This window comes from Oxalicibacterium sp. (genome assembly GCF_057353965.1).
Map to the genome: position 1 here is coordinate 432050 of NZ_JBMQZD010000007.1, position 16886 is coordinate 448935.

The 16886-nt window shown below is 61.7% G+C and carries 20 protein-coding genes; 14 read left to right on the forward strand and 6 right to left on the reverse strand.

Annotated features, from left to right (window positions below):
* Window positions 1-45: 45 nt before the first annotated feature.
* Window positions 46-957: a LysR family transcriptional regulator gene (locus tag ACO1VH_RS13870; protein ID WP_486245054.1), complete on the reverse strand. Its 912-nt coding sequence runs from the start codon at window positions 955-957 to the stop codon at window positions 46-48.
* Window positions 958-1117: 160 nt separating this feature from the next.
* On the opposite strand from ACO1VH_RS13870, the gene ACO1VH_RS13875 reads away from it, so the two are divergent.
* The gene (locus tag ACO1VH_RS13875) at window positions 1118-1855 is read left to right on the forward strand and encodes an SDR family NAD(P)-dependent oxidoreductase (protein WP_486245055.1); all 738 of its coding nucleotides are present in this window, start codon (window positions 1118-1120) and stop codon (window positions 1853-1855) included.
* A gap of 25 nt (window positions 1856-1880) precedes the next feature.
* Window positions 1881-2096, forward strand: a complete 216-nt coding sequence (locus tag ACO1VH_RS13880; protein ID WP_486245056.1) for a tautomerase family protein — start codon at window positions 1881-1883, stop codon at window positions 2094-2096.
* A gap of 33 nt (window positions 2097-2129) precedes the next feature.
* Here the strand turns inward: ACO1VH_RS13880 and ACO1VH_RS13885 are convergent, their stop codons facing one another.
* The 3 genes from ACO1VH_RS13885 to ACO1VH_RS13895 form a co-directional block, all read right to left on the reverse strand.
* Complete coding sequence (locus ACO1VH_RS13885) at window positions 2130-2801, reverse strand: response regulator (RefSeq protein ID WP_486245057.1); 672 nt, start codon at window positions 2799-2801, stop codon at window positions 2130-2132.
* A complete protein-coding gene (locus ACO1VH_RS13890; protein WP_486245058.1) occupies window positions 2798-3994 on the reverse strand; it encodes a PAS domain-containing sensor histidine kinase in 1197 nt (398 codons plus the stop codon). Before ACO1VH_RS13890 ends, ACO1VH_RS13885 begins: the two co-directional genes overlap by 4 nt.
* Window positions 3995-4079: 85 nt before the next feature.
* Window positions 4080-4253 (reverse strand): hypothetical protein, encoded by a 174-nt coding sequence (locus ACO1VH_RS13895; RefSeq protein ID WP_486245059.1) that lies wholly within the window; start codon window positions 4251-4253, stop codon window positions 4080-4082.
* Window positions 4254-4283: 30 nt separating this feature from the next.
* On the opposite strand from ACO1VH_RS13895, the gene ACO1VH_RS13900 reads away from it, so the two are divergent.
* The 6 genes from ACO1VH_RS13900 to ACO1VH_RS13925 all read left to right on the forward strand — a co-directional run bounded on the left by ACO1VH_RS13900 (window position 4284) and on the right by ACO1VH_RS13925 (window position 8395).
* Window positions 4284-4658 (forward strand): COG4315 family predicted lipoprotein, encoded by a 375-nt coding sequence (locus ACO1VH_RS13900; RefSeq protein WP_486245060.1) that lies wholly within the window; start codon window positions 4284-4286, stop codon window positions 4656-4658.
* A 19-nt stretch (window positions 4659-4677) separates the two neighbouring features.
* Entirely contained in the window at window positions 4678-5184 is a 507-nt protein-coding gene (locus tag ACO1VH_RS13905) for an RNA polymerase sigma factor (protein WP_486245061.1), read from the forward strand.
* Window positions 5181-6002 carry an anti-sigma factor family protein gene (locus ACO1VH_RS13910; RefSeq protein WP_486245062.1) on the forward strand — a complete coding sequence of 274 codons (822 nt, stop codon included), beginning with the start codon at window positions 5181-5183 and terminating at the stop codon, window positions 6000-6002. The genes ACO1VH_RS13905 and ACO1VH_RS13910 overlap by 4 nt, the downstream gene beginning before the upstream one ends.
* A complete protein-coding gene (locus ACO1VH_RS13915; RefSeq protein ID WP_486245063.1) occupies window positions 5999-6481 on the forward strand; it encodes a DUF305 domain-containing protein in 483 nt (160 codons plus the stop codon). The genes ACO1VH_RS13910 and ACO1VH_RS13915 overlap by 4 nt, the downstream gene beginning before the upstream one ends.
* A gap of 23 nt (window positions 6482-6504) precedes the next feature.
* The gene (locus ACO1VH_RS13920) at window positions 6505-7926 is read left to right on the forward strand and encodes a YncE family protein (RefSeq protein WP_486245064.1); all 1422 of its coding nucleotides are present in this window, start codon (window positions 6505-6507) and stop codon (window positions 7924-7926) included.
* A gap of 121 nt (window positions 7927-8047) precedes the next feature.
* Entirely contained in the window at window positions 8048-8395 is a 348-nt protein-coding gene (locus tag ACO1VH_RS13925) for a GFA family protein (RefSeq protein ID WP_486245065.1), read from the forward strand.
* 40 nt (window positions 8396-8435) lie between these two features.
* Here the strand turns inward: ACO1VH_RS13925 and ACO1VH_RS13930 are convergent, their stop codons facing one another.
* A complete protein-coding gene (locus ACO1VH_RS13930; protein WP_486245066.1) occupies window positions 8436-9350 on the reverse strand; it encodes a pirin family protein in 915 nt (304 codons plus the stop codon).
* A gap of 2 nt (window positions 9351-9352) precedes the next feature.
* The gene (locus ACO1VH_RS13935) at window positions 9353-9736 is read right to left on the reverse strand and encodes an OsmC family protein (protein ID WP_486245067.1); all 384 of its coding nucleotides are present in this window, start codon (window positions 9734-9736) and stop codon (window positions 9353-9355) included.
* A 230-nt stretch (window positions 9737-9966) separates the two neighbouring features.
* On the opposite strand from ACO1VH_RS13935, the gene ACO1VH_RS13940 reads away from it, so the two are divergent.
* From ACO1VH_RS13940 to ACO1VH_RS13965, 6 genes are all read left to right on the forward strand, one after another.
* Window positions 9967-11001, forward strand: a complete 1035-nt coding sequence (locus tag ACO1VH_RS13940; protein WP_486245068.1) for an isocitrate/isopropylmalate dehydrogenase family protein — start codon at window positions 9967-9969, stop codon at window positions 10999-11001.
* Between the two features lie 421 nt (window positions 11002-11422).
* Window positions 11423-12025 (forward strand): DUF2325 domain-containing protein, encoded by a 603-nt coding sequence (locus ACO1VH_RS13945; RefSeq protein WP_486245069.1) that lies wholly within the window; start codon window positions 11423-11425, stop codon window positions 12023-12025.
* The gene (locus ACO1VH_RS13950) at window positions 12015-12521 is read left to right on the forward strand and encodes a sigma-70 family RNA polymerase sigma factor (protein ID WP_486245070.1); all 507 of its coding nucleotides are present in this window, start codon (window positions 12015-12017) and stop codon (window positions 12519-12521) included. The genes ACO1VH_RS13945 and ACO1VH_RS13950 overlap by 11 nt, the downstream gene beginning before the upstream one ends.
* Window positions 12522-12525: 4 nt before the next feature.
* On the forward strand, window positions 12526-13548 hold the full coding sequence (locus ACO1VH_RS13955) for a FecR domain-containing protein (RefSeq protein ID WP_486245071.1): 1023 nt from the start codon (window positions 12526-12528) through the stop codon (window positions 13546-13548).
* A gap of 83 nt (window positions 13549-13631) precedes the next feature.
* Complete coding sequence (locus ACO1VH_RS13960) at window positions 13632-16115, forward strand: TonB-dependent siderophore receptor (protein ID WP_486245072.1); 2484 nt, start codon at window positions 13632-13634, stop codon at window positions 16113-16115.
* An 83-nt stretch (window positions 16116-16198) separates the two neighbouring features.
* The gene (locus ACO1VH_RS13965) at window positions 16199-16843 is read left to right on the forward strand and encodes a nickel uptake transporter family protein (protein ID WP_486245073.1); all 645 of its coding nucleotides are present in this window, start codon (window positions 16199-16201) and stop codon (window positions 16841-16843) included.
* Window positions 16844-16886 lie beyond the last annotated feature (43 nt).

Below are 16886 nucleotides of genomic sequence, written 5' to 3' on the forward strand. Positions count from 1 at the left end.
CAGCACTACAAGGCCGCGCGCCGCGAACTGCGACGGCGGTGAAACTCATGCAGCGAGTTTTTCGATCAGAAAGTCGATAAAGGCGCGCGCGCGCAACGGCAGATGACGGCCATGCGGATACAGCAGCGAAAAACTGCGCGTGCCGCCGGCGTAGGGTTGCAGCACTTCGACCAGCGCGCCGGAGCGCAGATCGTCCTCGACGATGAAGCGATAGGTCTGGAACAGCCCGGCACCGTTGCGCGCCAGCGTGACTGCGCTGACGTAGTCGCCGGATGTGCGATAACGGCCTTGTGTTGCAACCTCCTCGACGATGCCGTTCTGCCGGATCAGCCACGGGATGTCGCGGCCGCTGCTTGGCAGTTCGAACTGGATGCAGTCGTGCGCGGCCAGGTCGGCCGGCGTGCGCGGGGTGCCGGCGCGCGCCAGATAGTCGGGTGTGGCGACGATGACCAGCGGTGTGTCTTCCAGCTTGCGGCCGATCATGTTCGAATCGACCACCAACCTCCCGCGGATGGCGAGGTCGTAGCCTTCCTCGACGAAATCGATATTGCGGTTGCTGACGTGGGTTTCGATCGTCACGTCCGGATAGCGCGTGCGGAATTCCGGCAGCAGTGGCAGCACGCGGTAGTGTGCATACGGTACCGGCAGGCTGATGCGCAGATGTCCTGCTGGCGCGGTTTGCCGGCCGGTGACTTCATTCTCCGCATCGACCAGTTGTGTCAATGCCTGCCGGCATTGCGCGAAATAGGCCTGGCCGCCATCGGTCAGCCGGATCTGGCGCGTGGTGCGCACGAACAGGCGCACGCCGAGGCGTTGCTCTAGCCGAGATACCGAACGGCTGACGGCTGCCGGCGTGACGCCAGCCACCGTGGCCGCCGCGGTAAAACTGCCCAGTTCGGCCGCTAGGCAAAACAGCTCGATGCTGCCGAGCAGAAGATCATCGAATTGCCGTTTCATTTATTACACAATGTATCAAGTGATTTGTAATTTAATATATTTATCATCGTATTCGGCATGAGTAAAGTCCATTCCATCGTCAAGCGCGGAGACAACCCCCGTGCAACGAAACAACGGCTGGTGATGCCAGCCTCGTCAAACACAACGAAAGGAATGGATCATGAACAGCAACAAGGCAGCTAGAACAGTCATCGTCACCGGAGCATCGAGCGGCATCGGTCTCGCGATTGCCGAGGCTTACGTCAAGCGTGGCGACAATGTGATCGGTAACGCGCGCACCTTGCCCCGCCTGCAGGAAGTCGCGGAAAAACTGGGCGAGCGTTTCGTGCCGGTCGATGGCGACATCGGCGATCCGGCTACGGCGAAGCGCGTATTCGATACCGCGATGGCGCAATTCGGCAAGGTCGACATTCTGGTCAACAACGCCGGCATCTTCCTGCCGAAACCGTTTGCCGATTACACGCCGGAAGATGTCGACCGTATTTTCGACACCAATCTGAAAGGCTTTCTGTACGTGACGCAACTGGCCGGTGCGCAGATGGCGGCCAATCGCAGCGGCCACATCGTCAACGTGACGGCGAGCATCGCGATGCAGCCGACCGCCAAGATCGGCGCGCTGCTGCCGGTACTCGTCAAGGGTGGTCTGAACCAGGCGACGCGAGCGCTGGCGATTGAACTGGCGTCCAGCAACGTGATGGTCAACGCGGTCGCGCCTGGCGTCATCGATACGCCGATGCATGCGCCGGAGACGCACGATTTTCTGAAAGGCTTGCATCCGACGCATACGATGGGCAAGGATCAGGACATCGTCGATGCGGTAATGTATCTGACCGGCGCATCGTTTACGACCGGCACCATTCTCGCGGTAGACGGCGGCGCCTCGGCGGGCACCTGGTAATCATTCATTGAAAAGGAAAGCGATCATGCCATTCGTCAATATTCAGATCACCCGTGAGGGAAACGTCACGTCGGAGCAGAAAGCCGAGCTGATCAAGGGCGCGACCGAACTGCTGCAGCGCGTGCTGAACAAGAATCCGGAAACCACCTTTGTCATCATCGATGAAGTCGATACCGACAACTGGGGTGTCGGCGGGGAGCCGATCACGGTGCGGCGGCAACGCGAGCGCGCGCGCAAATAGGCGCAAGCAAGAAGATCGGCAGTCGGGTGAAAGTCATTCGGGGGCCGACGATTGCCGTACTGCGTACAGCGCCAGTTCGACGTCATTGCGTACGCCGGTCTTTTCGAGAATGCGCGCGCGATAGGTGCTGACAGTGTTCGGCGACAGCGACAACTGCGCCGCGATTTCGCCGACGCTGGCGCCTTGCGACAGCAGCCGGTATACCTGCAGTTCCCGCTGCGACAGCATTTCCTCGACCGGCTTGTAGCCGCGATCGGCCGGACCTGCGCCGACCGAAGACGCCAGCAGTTCGGCAACTGACGGCGTGATGAAGACGCCGCCCTGCGCGACCTTGCGGATCGCCGCGATCATTTGCTCGGAATCGGCGCTCTTATTCAGGTAGCCCGCCGCACCGAGCCGCAGGCTGAATACCGCATATTGCTTATCGGAATAGGTGCTGAGGATCAGCACCGGCAGCTTCGGGAATTCATTTTTGAACTGCTTCAGCATGTCGAGCCCGTCGCGTTGTGGCATGGCGATGTCGAGCAACACAACATCTATGCCGTTTCCGGAGACCACCGCCTCACGCATCATGCGCACTGCTTCCGGCCCGCTTGCCGCTTCGGCGGCAACGTCGATATCGCCGGCATCGGACAGAATCTGGCGGATGCCTTGGCGCACGATCAGGTGATCGTCGCAGACGAGAACACGAATCGGATGGTTCATGGGGTTTCCTGTCGGGTTTCGATGATCAACGGCATGATCAGCTTGACGCAGGTGCCTTGTCCGGGCAGGCCGTCGATCGTCAACCTGCCGCCGAAGTAGCCGGCGCGCTCGCGCATCCCCACCACGCCGTAGCTCTGCGGGCTGTTCAGCTCCTCGTGCGTTGCGCCGACGCCATCGTCACGCACTTCGATGAACAGCACCGGCTCCGGCGGCACGTCGACCAGCAACCGGATCGAGACCGTATCGGCGCGTGCGTGCCGCGCGACGTTGGAGAGCATTTCCTGAAAGATGCGGAACACGGCCGTGGCCTGCGCGCGTTCCGGATGGCCGACGCCGGCGGCAATGTGGATCTGGATGTCGGAGACCATTTCCGCGCTCTTCAGGAATTCCTGCACCTGCCATGCCAGTGCCGCCCACAGGCCGCGATGGTCGAGGATGCTGGGGCGCAGGTCGGTAATAATGCGGCCGACATTGTCGACCGCGATGTCGATCAGTTCGCCCATGCCTTCGCATTTGCGTGCCAGCGGCGGTCGGTCGGCAACGCGTTTTTCCAGCCAGTTCACATCCATCTTTAGCGCCACCAGCAGCGAGCCGAGTTCGTCGTGGATTTCGCGCGCAATGCGCGTGCGTTCGGTTTCACGCATCGTTTCCATATAGGCAGCTAGTTCGCGAAGGTCGGCCAGCGCCTTCGTCAGTTCGCCGGTGCGTTCGGCGACGCGGCGTTCCAGTTCGTCGTTGGCCTGCTTCAGTAGGTGCTCGGCACGTTTGCGTTCCGAAATATCCTTGATCGTGGCGACCGCGCCGAGGATGGTTTCACCGTCGCCTGTGCGTTCAACGATGGGATGTGACGTGTACTCGGCCTGGAACGACGTACCGTCCTTGCGCCACAGCACCTCATCCTCAATATGGCAGGGCAGGCCGTGGCTGAACGCATGGAAGATCGGGCAATCTTCGACTGGATACAGGCTGCCGTCATCGTGCGAATGATGGATCAGCCGGTGCATGTTCTGGTGCAGCGCTTCTTCCTGCGAGTAGCCGATCATGTCGGCGGCCGCTCGGTTGATGAAGATGCAATTGCCTTCCATATCCACGCCAAATACGCCGTCGCCGGTCGATTCCAGCAGCAGGTCGAGCCGTTCGCGCCACAATTGGGCGCCGCGCGGTGCTTGCGGAGAGGTTGCCGTGATTGTCATTGCCTTGTCCTTGGTTCGATAAATAAGCAAAAGCAAGATTCATGCATGGGCGATGCCGGATTGCCGCCCGTTCGGGGGGGACACATCAGGGATGCAGCGTCGTGGCAATCCGCCGGCAGGCGATGCAATGCGGCAACAGCAAGAATTTTTTATCCGGCGTGGGAATAAATCGGGTCGTCCTTTCGTATACCTCCATGTCGGCGCACACTTGCGAAGCGCCGCCGAGGCGCAGTTGCGCTTTCTGCTTATTCACGATCATCCACGATCCATCACGATAAGGAACAACGCCATGAAAATCTCCCGTCTGTTGATGTCTGCAGCCGTTGTACTGTCCTTTTCCGCGACCGCGTTTGCACAAGGCGTTCCGGTCAAGAAGGCCGATGGCATTCTCATTACTAATGGCGGCATGACCGTCTACACCTTCGACAAGGACACTGCCGACAGCGGCAAGAGCGCCTGCTATGGCGGCTGCGCGGCGCTGTGGCCGGTAGTGGCCGCGGGCGACGCCAAGCCGGTCGCGCCCTACGGCGCGATCACGCGCGACGACGGCGTCAAGCAGCTGACTTATAAAGGCAAGCCGCTGTACACCTTCGTGCAGGACAAGAAGGCGGGCGACCGCAACGGCGACAACTTCAAGGACATCTGGCACGTCGTCAAGGACTGAGCGCTTCCGGATGGCAGCCATGCAGGATGAGCGCGAGCGGCTGATCGCCTGTATCCCGCGCCTGCGCCGCTATGCGCGGGCGCTGGTCGGTGATCGTGCGCGCGCCGACGATCTGGTGCAGGACACGATGGAACGCGGCTGGCGCAAGCTGTCTTCGTGGCAGCGCGGCAGCGACATGCGCGCCTGGCTGTTCGGCATCATGCACAACCTGCATGTGGATCAGGTGCGGCGTCCGGCGATCCAGACCGATGTGCTGGACGACGACACGCCGCTGCCGCCGGTACGCGCGGCGCAGGCCGATGCGTTGGAAATGCGCGACCTCGAATCGGCATTGCAGACGTTGCCGGCCGAACAGCGCGAAATTCTGCTGCTGGTCGCGCTGGAAGAGATGCCGTACGCCGAAGTGGCGGCGACGCTGGGTTTGCCGATCGGCACCGTGATGTCGCGCCTGTCGCGCGCCAGGCAGAAGTTGCGCGCACAGATGGAAGGGCGGACCGTGGTTTCGCCGTTGAAGGTGGTCAAATGAATCAGCGCACTGTTGTTACCGAAGCTGACCTGCATGCCTATGTCGACGGCCTGCTCAGCGAAGCGCGCCGCGCGGAGATCGACGATTATCTGGCGACGCGGCCGGAAGAGCGGGCGCGTGTCGCGGCCTGGCAGGCGCAGAACGACGGCCTGCGCCGGCTGTTCGATCCGGTGCTGGACGAGCCGGTGCCATCTCGACTGTCGTCCGGCATGGTGGACTGGTCGCAGCGCTTCGGTTCGCACATAGGACGTTATGCGGCGGCAGTCCTGCTGGCACTGGCCGGCGGCGTCGGCGGCTGGACCTTGCACGGCGCGGTGCAGCCCGCCGGCATGCTGGCGCGGTATGCGGTGCCGGATGCGGCCGTGATTCCGGTGGCCGATGCGGCCTTCGCGCGGCAGGCGGCGATCGCGCACGTGGTCTACAGCCCGGATGCGCGCCGTCCGGTCGAGATCGGTGCCGATCAGGAAGAGCAACTGGTCGCGTGGCTGTCGAAAAGGCTGGGTACGGCGATGCGTCCGCCGCATCTCGGCAGTCTCGGCTACGAACTGATCGGCGGCCGCCTGCTGCCGGGCGACAACGGGCCGGTGGCGCAGTTCATGTACCACGATGCAGGCGGCCAGCGTCTGACGCTGTATGTGTCGAACAAGGAAAAGGCCGGCAGCGACACCGGTTTCCGCTTCGCGCAAGAAGGACTGGTCAATGTCTTTTACTGGATAGACGGCAGTTTCGGCTATGCCTTGTCGGCCGGCATCGACAAGGGTGAGCTGGCACGTGTGGCCGACGCCGTCTACGCGCAACTGGAGAATAAACCCCGATGAAAAAACACAAGCCGGCAGGCGCACGCGCGCCTGCCGTGTGGACAGCGCTCGCCTGTGCATTCTGCATGCAGGCCTCGTTCGCACACGATATGAACCATGACACGGGCAATGCCATGCAGCACGGCATGCCATCCATGCAGATGACGCCGCAGGCCGTGCCGCCGCCGTTCATCGCCAGCACCGCCAAGCCGTTCGACGGCCTGATGGGCGACGCGATGGCCGTCATGGAATACGGCATGGCGAGCGCACCGATGAACGGCAATGCCGACCACGATTTCGTCACGATGATGATTCCGCATCATCAAGGCGCGGTCGACATGGCGAAAGCCGTGCTGCTGTACACGAACGATCCGGAAATGCGCAACTTGGCGCAGGGCATCGTCACCGAACAGCAGTACGAAATCCAATTGATGCAGTTGTGGCTGAAACGCCATCCACACACGACTTCTCCGAACGCGACCGCGCAACCGGCGCGATAACTCTTCACCACAAAGGACGAACCATGCATTTTCCTTCTCTCTCGCTGAAACAGACTGCGCTCGCCTGCGCCGCCGCTGCACTCGCTTCCGCACTGGCCGGCGCCGCTGTTGCCGCGCCGTCGGCGCAGGATCGCGTCTACACCGCCGACCAGAACAGCAACACGGTTTCCGTCATCGATCCGGCGACCAATACGCTGCTGGGCCAGATCCGCCTCGGCAACCAGCGGCCCGACGTGCTGTCGCCGCTGTACAAGGGCGAGATCAACGTGCACGGCATGGGCTTTTCACCGGACCACAAGACGCTGATCGTCGTCTCCAACGGTTCCAACTCGGTGACCTTCATCGATACCGCGACGAACGCCGTCAAGGGCAAGACCTATATCGGCCGCTCGCCGCACGAAGGCTTCTTTACCGCCGACGGCAAGGAAGTGTGGGTCGTCGTGCGCGGCGAGGACTACATTTCCGTCATCGATCCGAAGACCTTCAAGGAAACGCGCCGCATCCAGACCGCGCCCGGCCCCGGCATGGTGCAGTTCCTGCCGGACGGCAAGCTAGCCTTTGCCGTTTCCAGCTTCACGCCGGAAGTGGACGTGATCGATGTGAAAAAACACAGCATCGTCAAGCGCATCCCGGTCGTCAGCCCGTTCTCGCCGTTCCTGCAGTTCACGCCCGATTACAAGGAAATGTGGATGACGCACAAGGACGTCGGCAAGGTCACGCGCATCGACACGAAGACGCTGAAAGTGAAAGGTGTCATCGATACCGGCTTCATCACGAACCACCTGGCGTTCGCACAGGTTGGCGGCGAAAGCTATGCGTATGTGACGATCGGCGGCGAGAACTGCGTCAAGGTCTACACAACCGGCGACGAAGCGAAGCTGGTCGCGACGATTCCGACCGGCGCGCTGCCGCACGGCATCTGGACGTCCGGTGATGGCAGCCGCGTCTATGTCGGCCTGGAGAACGGCGATGCGGTCGAAGCGATCGACACCGCCAGCAACAAGGTGATCGCGCACATCCCGATCGGCCAGGCGCCGCAGGCGCTGGTCTACTTGACGCATGCGGTGCCGGAAGGCGACAGCGGTACGCAGAATCTGGTGTCGCGCGTGAATGGCGAATCGATCAACGTTGCGCTGAAGCCGGTCGGCAAGGACGGCAAGGGCTTCGTCGTCGCGCGCAACCTCGGCGTCGTCGATGCGCTGGAAGTGTCGCTGTTCAAGCTGAAGCCGGACACCGACTACAGCGTCTATGTCAGCGGACAGGATGCGCCGGTCGCGCGTTTCCGTACCAATCCGATGGGCATGGCCAACGGCACCGCGATCGGCCCGCTGCGCAACGTGTCGACCACGCTGTCGTCCGACAAGGGCGGCGCCAGCCGCATCGTCGTGATGGAAGGCGATGCGCCGGCCGATGCGGCGAAAGCCGTACTGGTCAGCGCGGTCTGATTCGTCCTCGTTTACTCGTGCCTGTTGCCGGCCGTCGCGATGCTCGCGGCGGCCGGTTTTTTCATCTGGGTATCGCGCTAGAATTCGCAGGATATCGATGCAACACGCATAAGGAGACGACATGCACTACCAGGGTTCCTGCCACTGCGGCAACGTGACGTTCGAGGCGGAAGGCGAACTCGATCATGCGATCGAATGCAATTGTTCGTATTGCAGCCGCAAGGGCACGCTGCTGTGGTTCGTGCCGCGCACGAAATTCACGCTGAAGAGCGGTGGCGATGCGTTGACTACGTACAAATTCAACACGCATCGCATTGAACACCGTTTCTGTACGACCTGCGGTTGCCAGCCGTTTGCCTTCGGCACCGATCCGGCCGGTAACGAGATGGCAGCGATCAATGCGCGCTGTCTGGAAAATGTGGATTTGTCGGCGCTGAAGCGGCACCAGTACGACGGCCGCAGCAGTTGATGCAATCGCTGCCGTATCGGCAATCGGGCACAGCCGAGTGCTACGGATAGCCGACCGGCTTGCCGGGAATGTCCGGCATCGGGATGAATTCGGTTTCGCCGGGCACGGCGGCAAAACGCTGGTGTTTCCAGTCGTCCTTCGCCTGTTCGAGACGGTCGAGAGAGCTGGACACGAAATTCCACGACACATAGCGCGAGCCGTCCATCGGCTCGCCGCCCAGCAGCATCAGCCGCGTCATGCCGGGGCCAGCGCCGCGCAGCGTGACGGCGGTATTCGCCTTCAGTACCAGTAACTGACCTGCTTCGAACATGCCGTCGCGGCCGAGATCGAGTTTTCCTTCGACCACGTACATCGCCTGTTCCGGATAGTCGGCTGGCACGTCGAGCCGCGCGCCCGGCTGCAGCACGACATCGGCGTAGAACAGGTCGGATAGCGTCGGCACCGGCGCGCGCTGGCCGAAGAAGCTGCCGGCGACGATGGTGGCAGAGACGCCTTCGCCTTCCAGCGTCGGCAAGGACGTGGCAGCAATGTGCGCGAAGGAAGGATCGGTTTCCTCGTGCGCCTTCGGCAGGGCGACCCAGCATTGCAGGCCGAACAGCGACGACGGTTTCTTGCGTTTGTCGGCGGCCGTGCGTTCAGAATGGACGATGCCGCTGCCGGCCGTCATCCAGTTGACCGCGCCCGGCTGGATTACCTGCACCGAGCCGACACTGTCGCGATGCTCGATCTCGCCGTCGAACAGATAGGTAACGGTCGCCAGCCCGATATGTGGATGCGGCCGCACATCGAGGCCGGTGCCGGCATCGAAACCGTGCGGTCCCATCTGGTCGAGAAAGACGAAGGGGCCGACCATGCGCTTCTGCGTAGTCGGCAGCGCGCGGCGGACTTCGAAATTGTCGCCCAGGTCGCGCGTGCGCGGGACGACGACGACTTCCAGTGCGCTGCCGGCGTCCATGCTTACACCGCCTCGGTGACGATCTTGATTTCGCCGGACAGCACCTTGTGGATCGGGCACTTGTCGGCGATGCCGAGCAGGCTGGTCTTCTGCTCGTCGGTCAGGTTGCCGTGGAAGGTCAGCTTGCGATGGAAGACGTAGGCACCGTCCTTGTCCGCGTGCTCGACTTTCACGTCGACTTTCTGCAGATCCATGCCCTTGCGTTGCGCATACATATTCAGCGTCAGCGCGGTGCAGGCACCGAGCGAAGCGGCCAGCAGGTCGTGCGGCGTGAAGCCGGCATCCTCACCGCCGTATTGCGACGGCGCGTCGGCGATCAGTTTGTGCGGGCCGACTTCGACCACGTGCTGCAGTTTGCCTTCGCCACGGTATACGTTCACATCCATCCGGAAATCTCCAATATCTAGTCAGGGAAAAGGCCTGTCGCGACACCGCAATGACGCCGCCGACCGTGGACGTACTATAACTTAGGTCGCGTGGCCGAATAAGAAAGCCGGCGCCTGGAAGGACAGCTTTCGGGCAATGCACGCAAAAAATTTCATCGATCGAGGCGCGAACGCTGGTTGACGGATGGGAATACACTGTCCGTCTTGTTCATCGATCGGGAGGACTTCTCATGGCGAACGCAACACCGCACGGCATTCCAGCAACGCTCATCCCCGGAGACGGCATCGGACCGGAAATCGTCGATGTTGTGGTGCGCGTCTTCGATGCGCTGGGCAGCCCGTTCGCATGGGAAACGCATCAGGCCGGTCTGAACGCACTGGAAAAGAATGGCGACCTGCTGCCGACCGAGACGCTGGACAGCATACGCCGCACCGGTCTTGCACTGAAAGGTCCGCTGACGACGCCGGTCGGCGGCGGCTTCCGCTCCGTCAACGTGCGTCTGCGCGAAGCCTTCCAGCTGTACGCCAACGTGCGTCCCGCGCGCACCATTATTCCCGGCCGCTACGACAAGATCGATCTGGTGCTAGTGCGCGAAAACCTCGAAGGCCTGTACGTCGGCCACGAGCATTACGTGCCGATCGGCGGCGATCCGCATGCGGTGGCGATGGCGACCGGCATCAACACGCGCGCCGGCAGCCGCCGCATCGCCCGCTTCGCGTTTGACTACGCGGTGCGCAACCATCGCCGCAAGGTCACCATCGTGCACAAGGCCAACGTGCTGAAGGCGCTGACCGGCATGTTCCTCGAAACCGCGAAGGAAGTCGGCCTCGATTACGCCGACCGGCTCGAATACGACGACCGCATTGTCGATGCCTGCGCGATGCAGCTGGTGCTGAACCCGTGGCAGTTCGACGTGATCGTTTCCACCAACCTGTTCGGCGACATCCTGTCCGACCAGATCGCCGGCCTGGTCGGCGGCCTCGGCATGGCGCCGGGTGCGAACATCGGCGAGGACGCGGCGATCTTCGAGGCGGTGCACGGCTCCGCGCCCGACATCGCCGGCAAGGGATTGGCGAATCCGAGCGCGCTGCTGCTGGCCGGTGCGCTGATGCTCGACCATGTGGGCAAACCGGCGCAGGCGCAGAAGCTGCGCGATGCAATCGATGCCGTATTGGCGACCGACAGCGGCCGCACCGCCGACCTGGGCGGCGGTACGTCGACGTCGAAATTCGGCGATCTGCTGATCGAGTGGATTCGCGGCTGACCGTACGATCGATTCATGAGCGTAAGTGAGCGCGACGCGCCTGTCGTCGCGGGCCATTCGCTACTGCGCTTGAAGTAGCGGCTTCTCTGTCGAGGCGTCCTGCCTCGGCGTCATCGCACATCACTATTGCCGATGGACTGCCGCTGGTAGTGCGTCCGGCAGGTATCCCCGGCTTTTTACTCCCTTTCCTGATAGACGCTATCGGCTGGCCTCTATCGGCCTTTTCCGTTGATTGACGAGTATCCCGCGTGAAATCGATACAACACTGAATTTGAATGATAATAATTCTCATTTATAATGGCGCTTCGGGCGGTTTCCCGCTGGCCGCGTCGGCTGCTTCCTGACCGCCCTTCAGAGTCCATGCTGCGTCGTGCAGTGCGGGCAGATGCTGCATCCGCAACGATGCGGCCGGAGACGAGGCATGGAACATTCCGACGAAGAAATGAACAACATGATGCGCGAGCACAAAGCGCTGCTGCAGCAGTACGGCCGCGTGCAGACGCGTTGCACGGAACTGGTGGCGCGGCAGGCGGCGGAGATCGCGCGCCTGCAGGGCGAACTGGTCAGGCTGCGCGGCGAACTGCTGGTGCGCGAGACCGCGCTCGCGTATCTGCGCCAGGACATGGCAGCGCTGCGCGACGGCATCCCCGGCTTGCCGGCGCGCGTGACATTGGCGCAGCGTGTGGAATCGCTGACGCGCCGCGTGCAGGAGCTGATGCGAGAACGCCTGCGCAGGCAGGTGGTGCCTGTGCCGGCCGATGACGATGCGGCAAACCTGGTCGGCGCGGCGGCAATGGATGCGGTGATCTGCCGCACCGGCTGCGTCAGCCACGACGATTACTGGCGCGAACAGGATCAGTGCCGCCGCACCGGCGAACAGTGCGTGCTGGCGGAGCAGCCGCAGGCAGTACAGTTCGTACTCCGCGACGAGGATGACGTCGCCGACCCCACCGCTGCATCGACAACATCGGCAACAGTATCGCCCATGGCGCAAGACGGCGGGGAGCGCAACCGTGTCGACTGAAATCGCGCATCAACGTGAGGCGGTCGCCGCCTTGTACAGCAATCATCACGGCTGGCTGCTCGGCTGGTTGTGCAAGAAGATCGGCAACGCTTTCGATGCGGCCGACCTGACGCAGGACACCTTCACCCGCATCCTCGCCTCGCGCGACGTGTCGTCGCTGCATGAGCCGCGCGCCTATCTGACGACGGTCGCCAAGGGACTGGTTGTCAACTGGTATCAGCGGCAGGCGCTGGAACGCGCCTATCTGGAAGCGCTGGTAGCGATGCCGGAGCAACTCGCGCCGTCGGCCGAGCAGCGCTACATTCTGCTGGAAACGCTGCACGAGATCGACGCCATGCTCGATGCCTTGCCGAACAAGGTAAGGCGCGCCTTCCTGCTGTCGCAGATCGAAGGCATGAAATACGAAGACATCGCGGGCGAACTGGGCGTATCGCTGATTTCGGTCAAGCGCTACATGAAGCAGGCCTTCCTGCATTGCCTGCTGATTGCGGAGTGACGTGATGGCAAGTTTCGACGCGACGATCGACAAACGCATCCTCGAAGAAGCGGCCGACTGGATGGTGCAGTTGAGCGATGGCAGGGCGACGGCGGCCGACCGCGCCGCCTGCGAAAGCTGGCGGCAGCGCAGCCCGGCGCACGCGCAGGCATGGGCGCGTGCGGAGCGCGTGATGCACAAGTTCGGCGGCTTGCCGCCGGCACTGGCGATGCCCGCATTGAATCGCATGTCGCCGGGTCGCCGCGCCGTCGTTGCCAAGCTGGCAGTGCTGCTGGCGGCCCTGCCGGCCGGCTGGTTTGGCTGGCAACTGGTCGAGGAAAAAGGCTGGGCTGCCGACTACCGTACTGCGCTGGGCGAACGGCGCGATATCCAGCTGGCCGACGGCACGCGCGTCACACTGAATACGCAGACCGCGATCGATGTGCGCTTCGATGCGACACAGCGAACGATCATGCTGCGCGAAGGCGAAATCCTGGTGCAGACCGCGCCCGATACGGCATTTCCGCGGCGGCCGTTCAGCGTGCATTCGGTGGAAGGCGGCATGGAAGCATTGGGCACGCGTTTCAGCGTGCGTGAAGAAGGCGATCGCACGCATCTGGTGGTGCTGGAAGGCGCGGTACGTATCACGCCCAAGGATGCGCCATCAACGCAGCGAATTCTCAAGGCCGGCGAGCAAGCGTTCTTCACCGGCAGAACGATCGAGCGCAGCGCCGAAGCCGATGATGCCGCAGTGTCGTGGACGCACGGCATGCTGATGGCCGACCGCATGCGCATCGCCGATTTTGCCGCGGAGCTGGAACGTTATCGGCGCGGCATCGTGCGCGTCGAACCGGAAGTGGCGAACCTGCGTGTGTCCGGCGCCTTCCCGATCGACGATACCGATCAGGCGCTGGCGATGCTGGTTTCCGCCGTTCCGGTCGATGCCGTGACCCGCCTCGGCGGTCGCTGGATCACGCTGGTGGCGCGTAGTGAAACACATGCGAAAGCACATACGGAAGCGGTAGAAGAAAGCAACAGGAAAAAATAATCGCGAGGCGGTGATACTTTTTCCGATCTCGGCTGGCAAGGAAGACGAAGAAACCATATTGCCAGTCGAAAGGAAGTCCTCCCATGCAATCCGCACGTCCGCTCTGCACGGAGCGCCGCCTCGTCCAGGCGGTTCGTATCGCCCTGTTGGGGCTCGCCATGGCCGGTGCCGCCGGCGCCAGCCAGTCTGTTCTCGCCGCCGGTGTATCACTCGATGGCGCTGCCGCCAAAAACTATCAGCTTGCCGCCGGCCCGCTCGGTCGCGCGTTGTCCAGCTTCGCGGCGCAATCCGGCATTGCGCTGTCGTTCGATCCGCAACTGACGCAAGGATTGAGCGCGCCGGCGTTGTCCGGCAACTATTCCGCACGCGAAGCATTGAGTCGCCTGCTGTCCGGCAGCGGACTGGAAATCGTCGAACGCGAAGATGGCAGCTACACGTTGCGCAAGCAATCGGCTGCCGTGCCGCGCGACAGCGCCACGCTGCCGATGGTGCAGGTTGTCTCCGACATGGGCGCGACCACCGAAGGCACCGGCTCCTACACCACGGGTTCGGCCAGCACGGCGACCAAGTTGAGCCTGTCGCTGCGCGAGACGCCGCAGTCGGTCAGCGTGATCACGCGCCAGCGCATGGAGGATCAGGGGTTGACGCAGTTGTCGGATGTCGTTGTGCAGACACCGGGTTTGACATTGGGCGGTGGTGGCAATGCCGGTTCGGACAGTACTCCTATCTACGCCCGCGGGTTTCAGGTCGATAACTATCAGATCGATGGCGTCGACCAGCTTTATAGCAACTACGGCGATATTTTCCAGACCAACGACATGGTGTTGTACGACCACGTTGAGGTAGTACGCGGTGCAACGGGCTTGATGAACGGCATCGGCCTGCCGGGCGCGACGATCAACATGATTCGCAAGCGCCCGACGCGCACCTTCCAGGCATCGGGACGTGTCGAAGCTGGTTCATGGGATTACTACCGTGCCGAAGCCGACGTATCGACACCAATGAATGAGGCAGGCACGCTGCGCGGCCGCTTGATTGCTGCCTATCAGGAAAACGATTCCTATATTGATCGGCTGGAAGAGAAAAAGAAGATTATCTCCGGCATCGTAGAAGCCGACATCGCACCGGCCACGCTGATGACGGTCGGTTTTACATTGCAGGATCAAGATGCAACCGGCCATGCGCGTGCCGGCTTGCCGAGATTTTTCTCGGACGGCAGTCTGACGGACTGGTCGCGTTCCAAATCCGCTGCAGCTTCCTGGGCCTATTCGAAACGTGACAGTCAGACCTTGTTTGCGTCGCTGGAACATCACTTCGACAACGAATGGCTGGTCAAGGGGACGTATACGTACTCGAAGAGCAGGTACGACGAAGTGCTGGGCTACGCGGCAAGTTATGGCGCCTATCCGAATAAAACGACGGGCGCGGGCATGTCGCTATGGGCAGGCCGCTGGGGTGGCGAGCCGGAGCAGAACAGTCTGGATCTCTATGCCACAGGTCCGTTCACGCTCTTCGGTCGCAAGCACGATCTGGTGGCCGGTATAACGTCGACCTACACAAAAGACGATACGCAAGGTTATGGTCTGTGGTGGCTGGGAAGCTGGAGCAGTGCCATTCCGAATATCTATACCTGGGATGGCAATACGCCGGCAGAACCATACAATCCGGCCAGCAGCGACATCGTGATGCGTGAGCATACGAACAGCGCCTATACCACTGCGCGATTCAAACCGGCAGATGATTTGTCGGTGATTCTCGGTGCACGCTATACCAGTTGGGAGACCGACAAGCGGACCGATTACTACGATCCCGCCGAAACGGACAGCATAGACAATCGCAAGGAACATAAGGTCATTCCTTATGCCGGGATCGTCTATGACATCAACGATAACTGGTCCACATACGCCAGCTATACCGACATCTTCAAGCCGCAGAATAATTACGATGCCAACGACAATGTCATTGATCCGCTGCAAGGAAAAAGCTACGAGATCGGCGCCAAGGGCGAGTTCTTCAACAAACGGCTGAACGTGGCTGCGGCCATCTACAAGGTCAAGCAGGACAATCTTGCGGTAGCGGTAGTGCCATCTGCGTTGACGCCGACGGGGCACACGATCTTTGAGGCGGAATCCGGTACGGAAACGCGCGGTTTCGAAGTTGAAGTCGGCGGCGAAATCTTGCGTAACTGGCAGGCATCGGCCAGCTTCTCGCGCAACATCACAAAGGATCGCGAAGACAAGCCGCTCAATACGAACGTGCCGCAGAATACCTTCAAACTCTTCACGACCTACCGTATCGCCAGCATCGGCAACGGTCTGACGGTTGGTGGTGGTGTGCGTTGGCAAGGCGACACTTACAGCGACGATCAAGGTCCGAACAGCGTTCGCTTGAAGCAAAAGGCCTACTCGGTCGTCGATCTGGTGGCGCGTTACGACATTTCGAAGAATCTGTCGGCAACTTTCAATGTGTACAACGCCTTCGACAAGTCGTACTACCTGACGAGCGATACCAATTCCTACTACGGCGCGCCGCGTAACGTCCGCGTCGGCCTCGATATGCGCTTCTAACCATGTACCGCTAATTGTTTCCTGCCCTTACGCGAGCCGCGCTGTACCCGGCTCGTCTTTTTTCTTTTCATCGGGAGAATGTCATGTTGAAAAAATCGTTGTTGTCGCTGTTGCTTGCTTCGTTCGCCGTTTCCGCATCGGCGCATCAGATCTGGATCGAACGTGATGGCAGTGCGCCGGCGCGCATCTACGTCGGCGATGCCGACGGCCAGCACGATACCGGCGACGATGTCGTCAAGCTGAAGACCGCCACGCAAGTCTTCACTGCCGATCGCGCCAAACATGCGGCACTGACCGTCAAGCAGGATCATCTGGAAGCGGACGTGAAGGGCGCCGGCGACGTGCGCCTCGTCAACGATCTGGTGTGGGAGCCGTGGAAGAACCGCGATGGCAAATACGAAGCAGCCATCTTCAACGCGCGTGCCGGCCGCAGCGAAACGGCTGTGAAGCTGGATTTCGAACTGGTGCCGACTGCGGCCAACGGCAATGTCTTCACGTTGACTTTCAAAGGCAAGCCGCTGGCCGGCAAGGAAGTTACCGTCATCAATCCTGAAAAATGGTCGAAGCGCTTCCAGACCGACAAGGAAGGCCGCATCACCGTGCCAGCCGGCGACAAGGGCCGCTTCGTTCTGGTCGGCCATCACCAGGTTGCGGCCGATACGGAAATTGCCGGCCGCAAGGTGGAAAAGCTGAGCTACATCACCACACTCAGCTTCGTCGCGCAGTAAGCAGGGCGGACAAGGTTGTCGGCTGCACGCCGCTTGGCGAAGC

Coding starts and splice junctions, on each gene's coding strand:
- ACO1VH_RS13940 (WP_486245068.1), top strand. CDS start 9,967: ATGGCGAACGCAACACCGCACGGCATTCCAGCAACGCTCATCCCCGGA.
- ACO1VH_RS13955 (WP_486245071.1), top strand. CDS start 12,526: ATGGCAAGTTTCGACGCGACGATCGACAAACGCATCCTCGAAGAAGCG.
- ACO1VH_RS13935 (WP_486245067.1), bottom strand. CDS start 9,736: ATGGATGTGAACGTATACCGTGGCGAAGGCAAACTGCAGCACGTGGTC.
- ACO1VH_RS13880 (WP_486245056.1), top strand. CDS start 1,881: ATGCCATTCGTCAATATTCAGATCACCCGTGAGGGAAACGTCACGTCG.
- ACO1VH_RS13945 (WP_486245069.1), top strand. CDS start 11,423: ATGGAACATTCCGACGAAGAAATGAACAACATGATGCGCGAGCACAAA.
- ACO1VH_RS13870 (WP_486245054.1), bottom strand. CDS start 957: ATGAAACGGCAATTCGATGATCTTCTGCTCGGCAGCATCGAGCTGTTT.
- ACO1VH_RS13915 (WP_486245063.1), top strand. CDS start 5,999: ATGAAAAAACACAAGCCGGCAGGCGCACGCGCGCCTGCCGTGTGGACA.
- ACO1VH_RS13960 (WP_486245072.1), top strand. CDS start 13,632: ATGCAATCCGCACGTCCGCTCTGCACGGAGCGCCGCCTCGTCCAGGCG.
- ACO1VH_RS13920 (WP_486245064.1), top strand. CDS start 6,505: ATGCATTTTCCTTCTCTCTCGCTGAAACAGACTGCGCTCGCCTGCGCC.
- ACO1VH_RS13890 (WP_486245058.1), bottom strand. CDS start 3,994: ATGACAATCACGGCAACCTCTCCGCAAGCACCGCGCGGCGCCCAATTG.
- ACO1VH_RS13930 (WP_486245066.1), bottom strand. CDS start 9,350: ATGGACGCCGGCAGCGCACTGGAAGTCGTCGTCGTCCCGCGCACGCGC.
- ACO1VH_RS13900 (WP_486245060.1), top strand. CDS start 4,284: ATGAAAATCTCCCGTCTGTTGATGTCTGCAGCCGTTGTACTGTCCTTT.
- ACO1VH_RS13895 (WP_486245059.1), bottom strand. CDS start 4,253: ATGATCGTGAATAAGCAGAAAGCGCAACTGCGCCTCGGCGGCGCTTCG.
- ACO1VH_RS13965 (WP_486245073.1), top strand. CDS start 16,199: ATGTTGAAAAAATCGTTGTTGTCGCTGTTGCTTGCTTCGTTCGCCGTT.
- ACO1VH_RS13905 (WP_486245061.1), top strand. CDS start 4,678: ATGCAGGATGAGCGCGAGCGGCTGATCGCCTGTATCCCGCGCCTGCGC.
- ACO1VH_RS13875 (WP_486245055.1), top strand. CDS start 1,118: ATGAACAGCAACAAGGCAGCTAGAACAGTCATCGTCACCGGAGCATCG.
- ACO1VH_RS13885 (WP_486245057.1), bottom strand. CDS start 2,801: ATGAACCATCCGATTCGTGTTCTCGTCTGCGACGATCACCTGATCGTG.
- ACO1VH_RS13925 (WP_486245065.1), top strand. CDS start 8,048: ATGCACTACCAGGGTTCCTGCCACTGCGGCAACGTGACGTTCGAGGCG.
- ACO1VH_RS13910 (WP_486245062.1), top strand. CDS start 5,181: ATGAATCAGCGCACTGTTGTTACCGAAGCTGACCTGCATGCCTATGTC.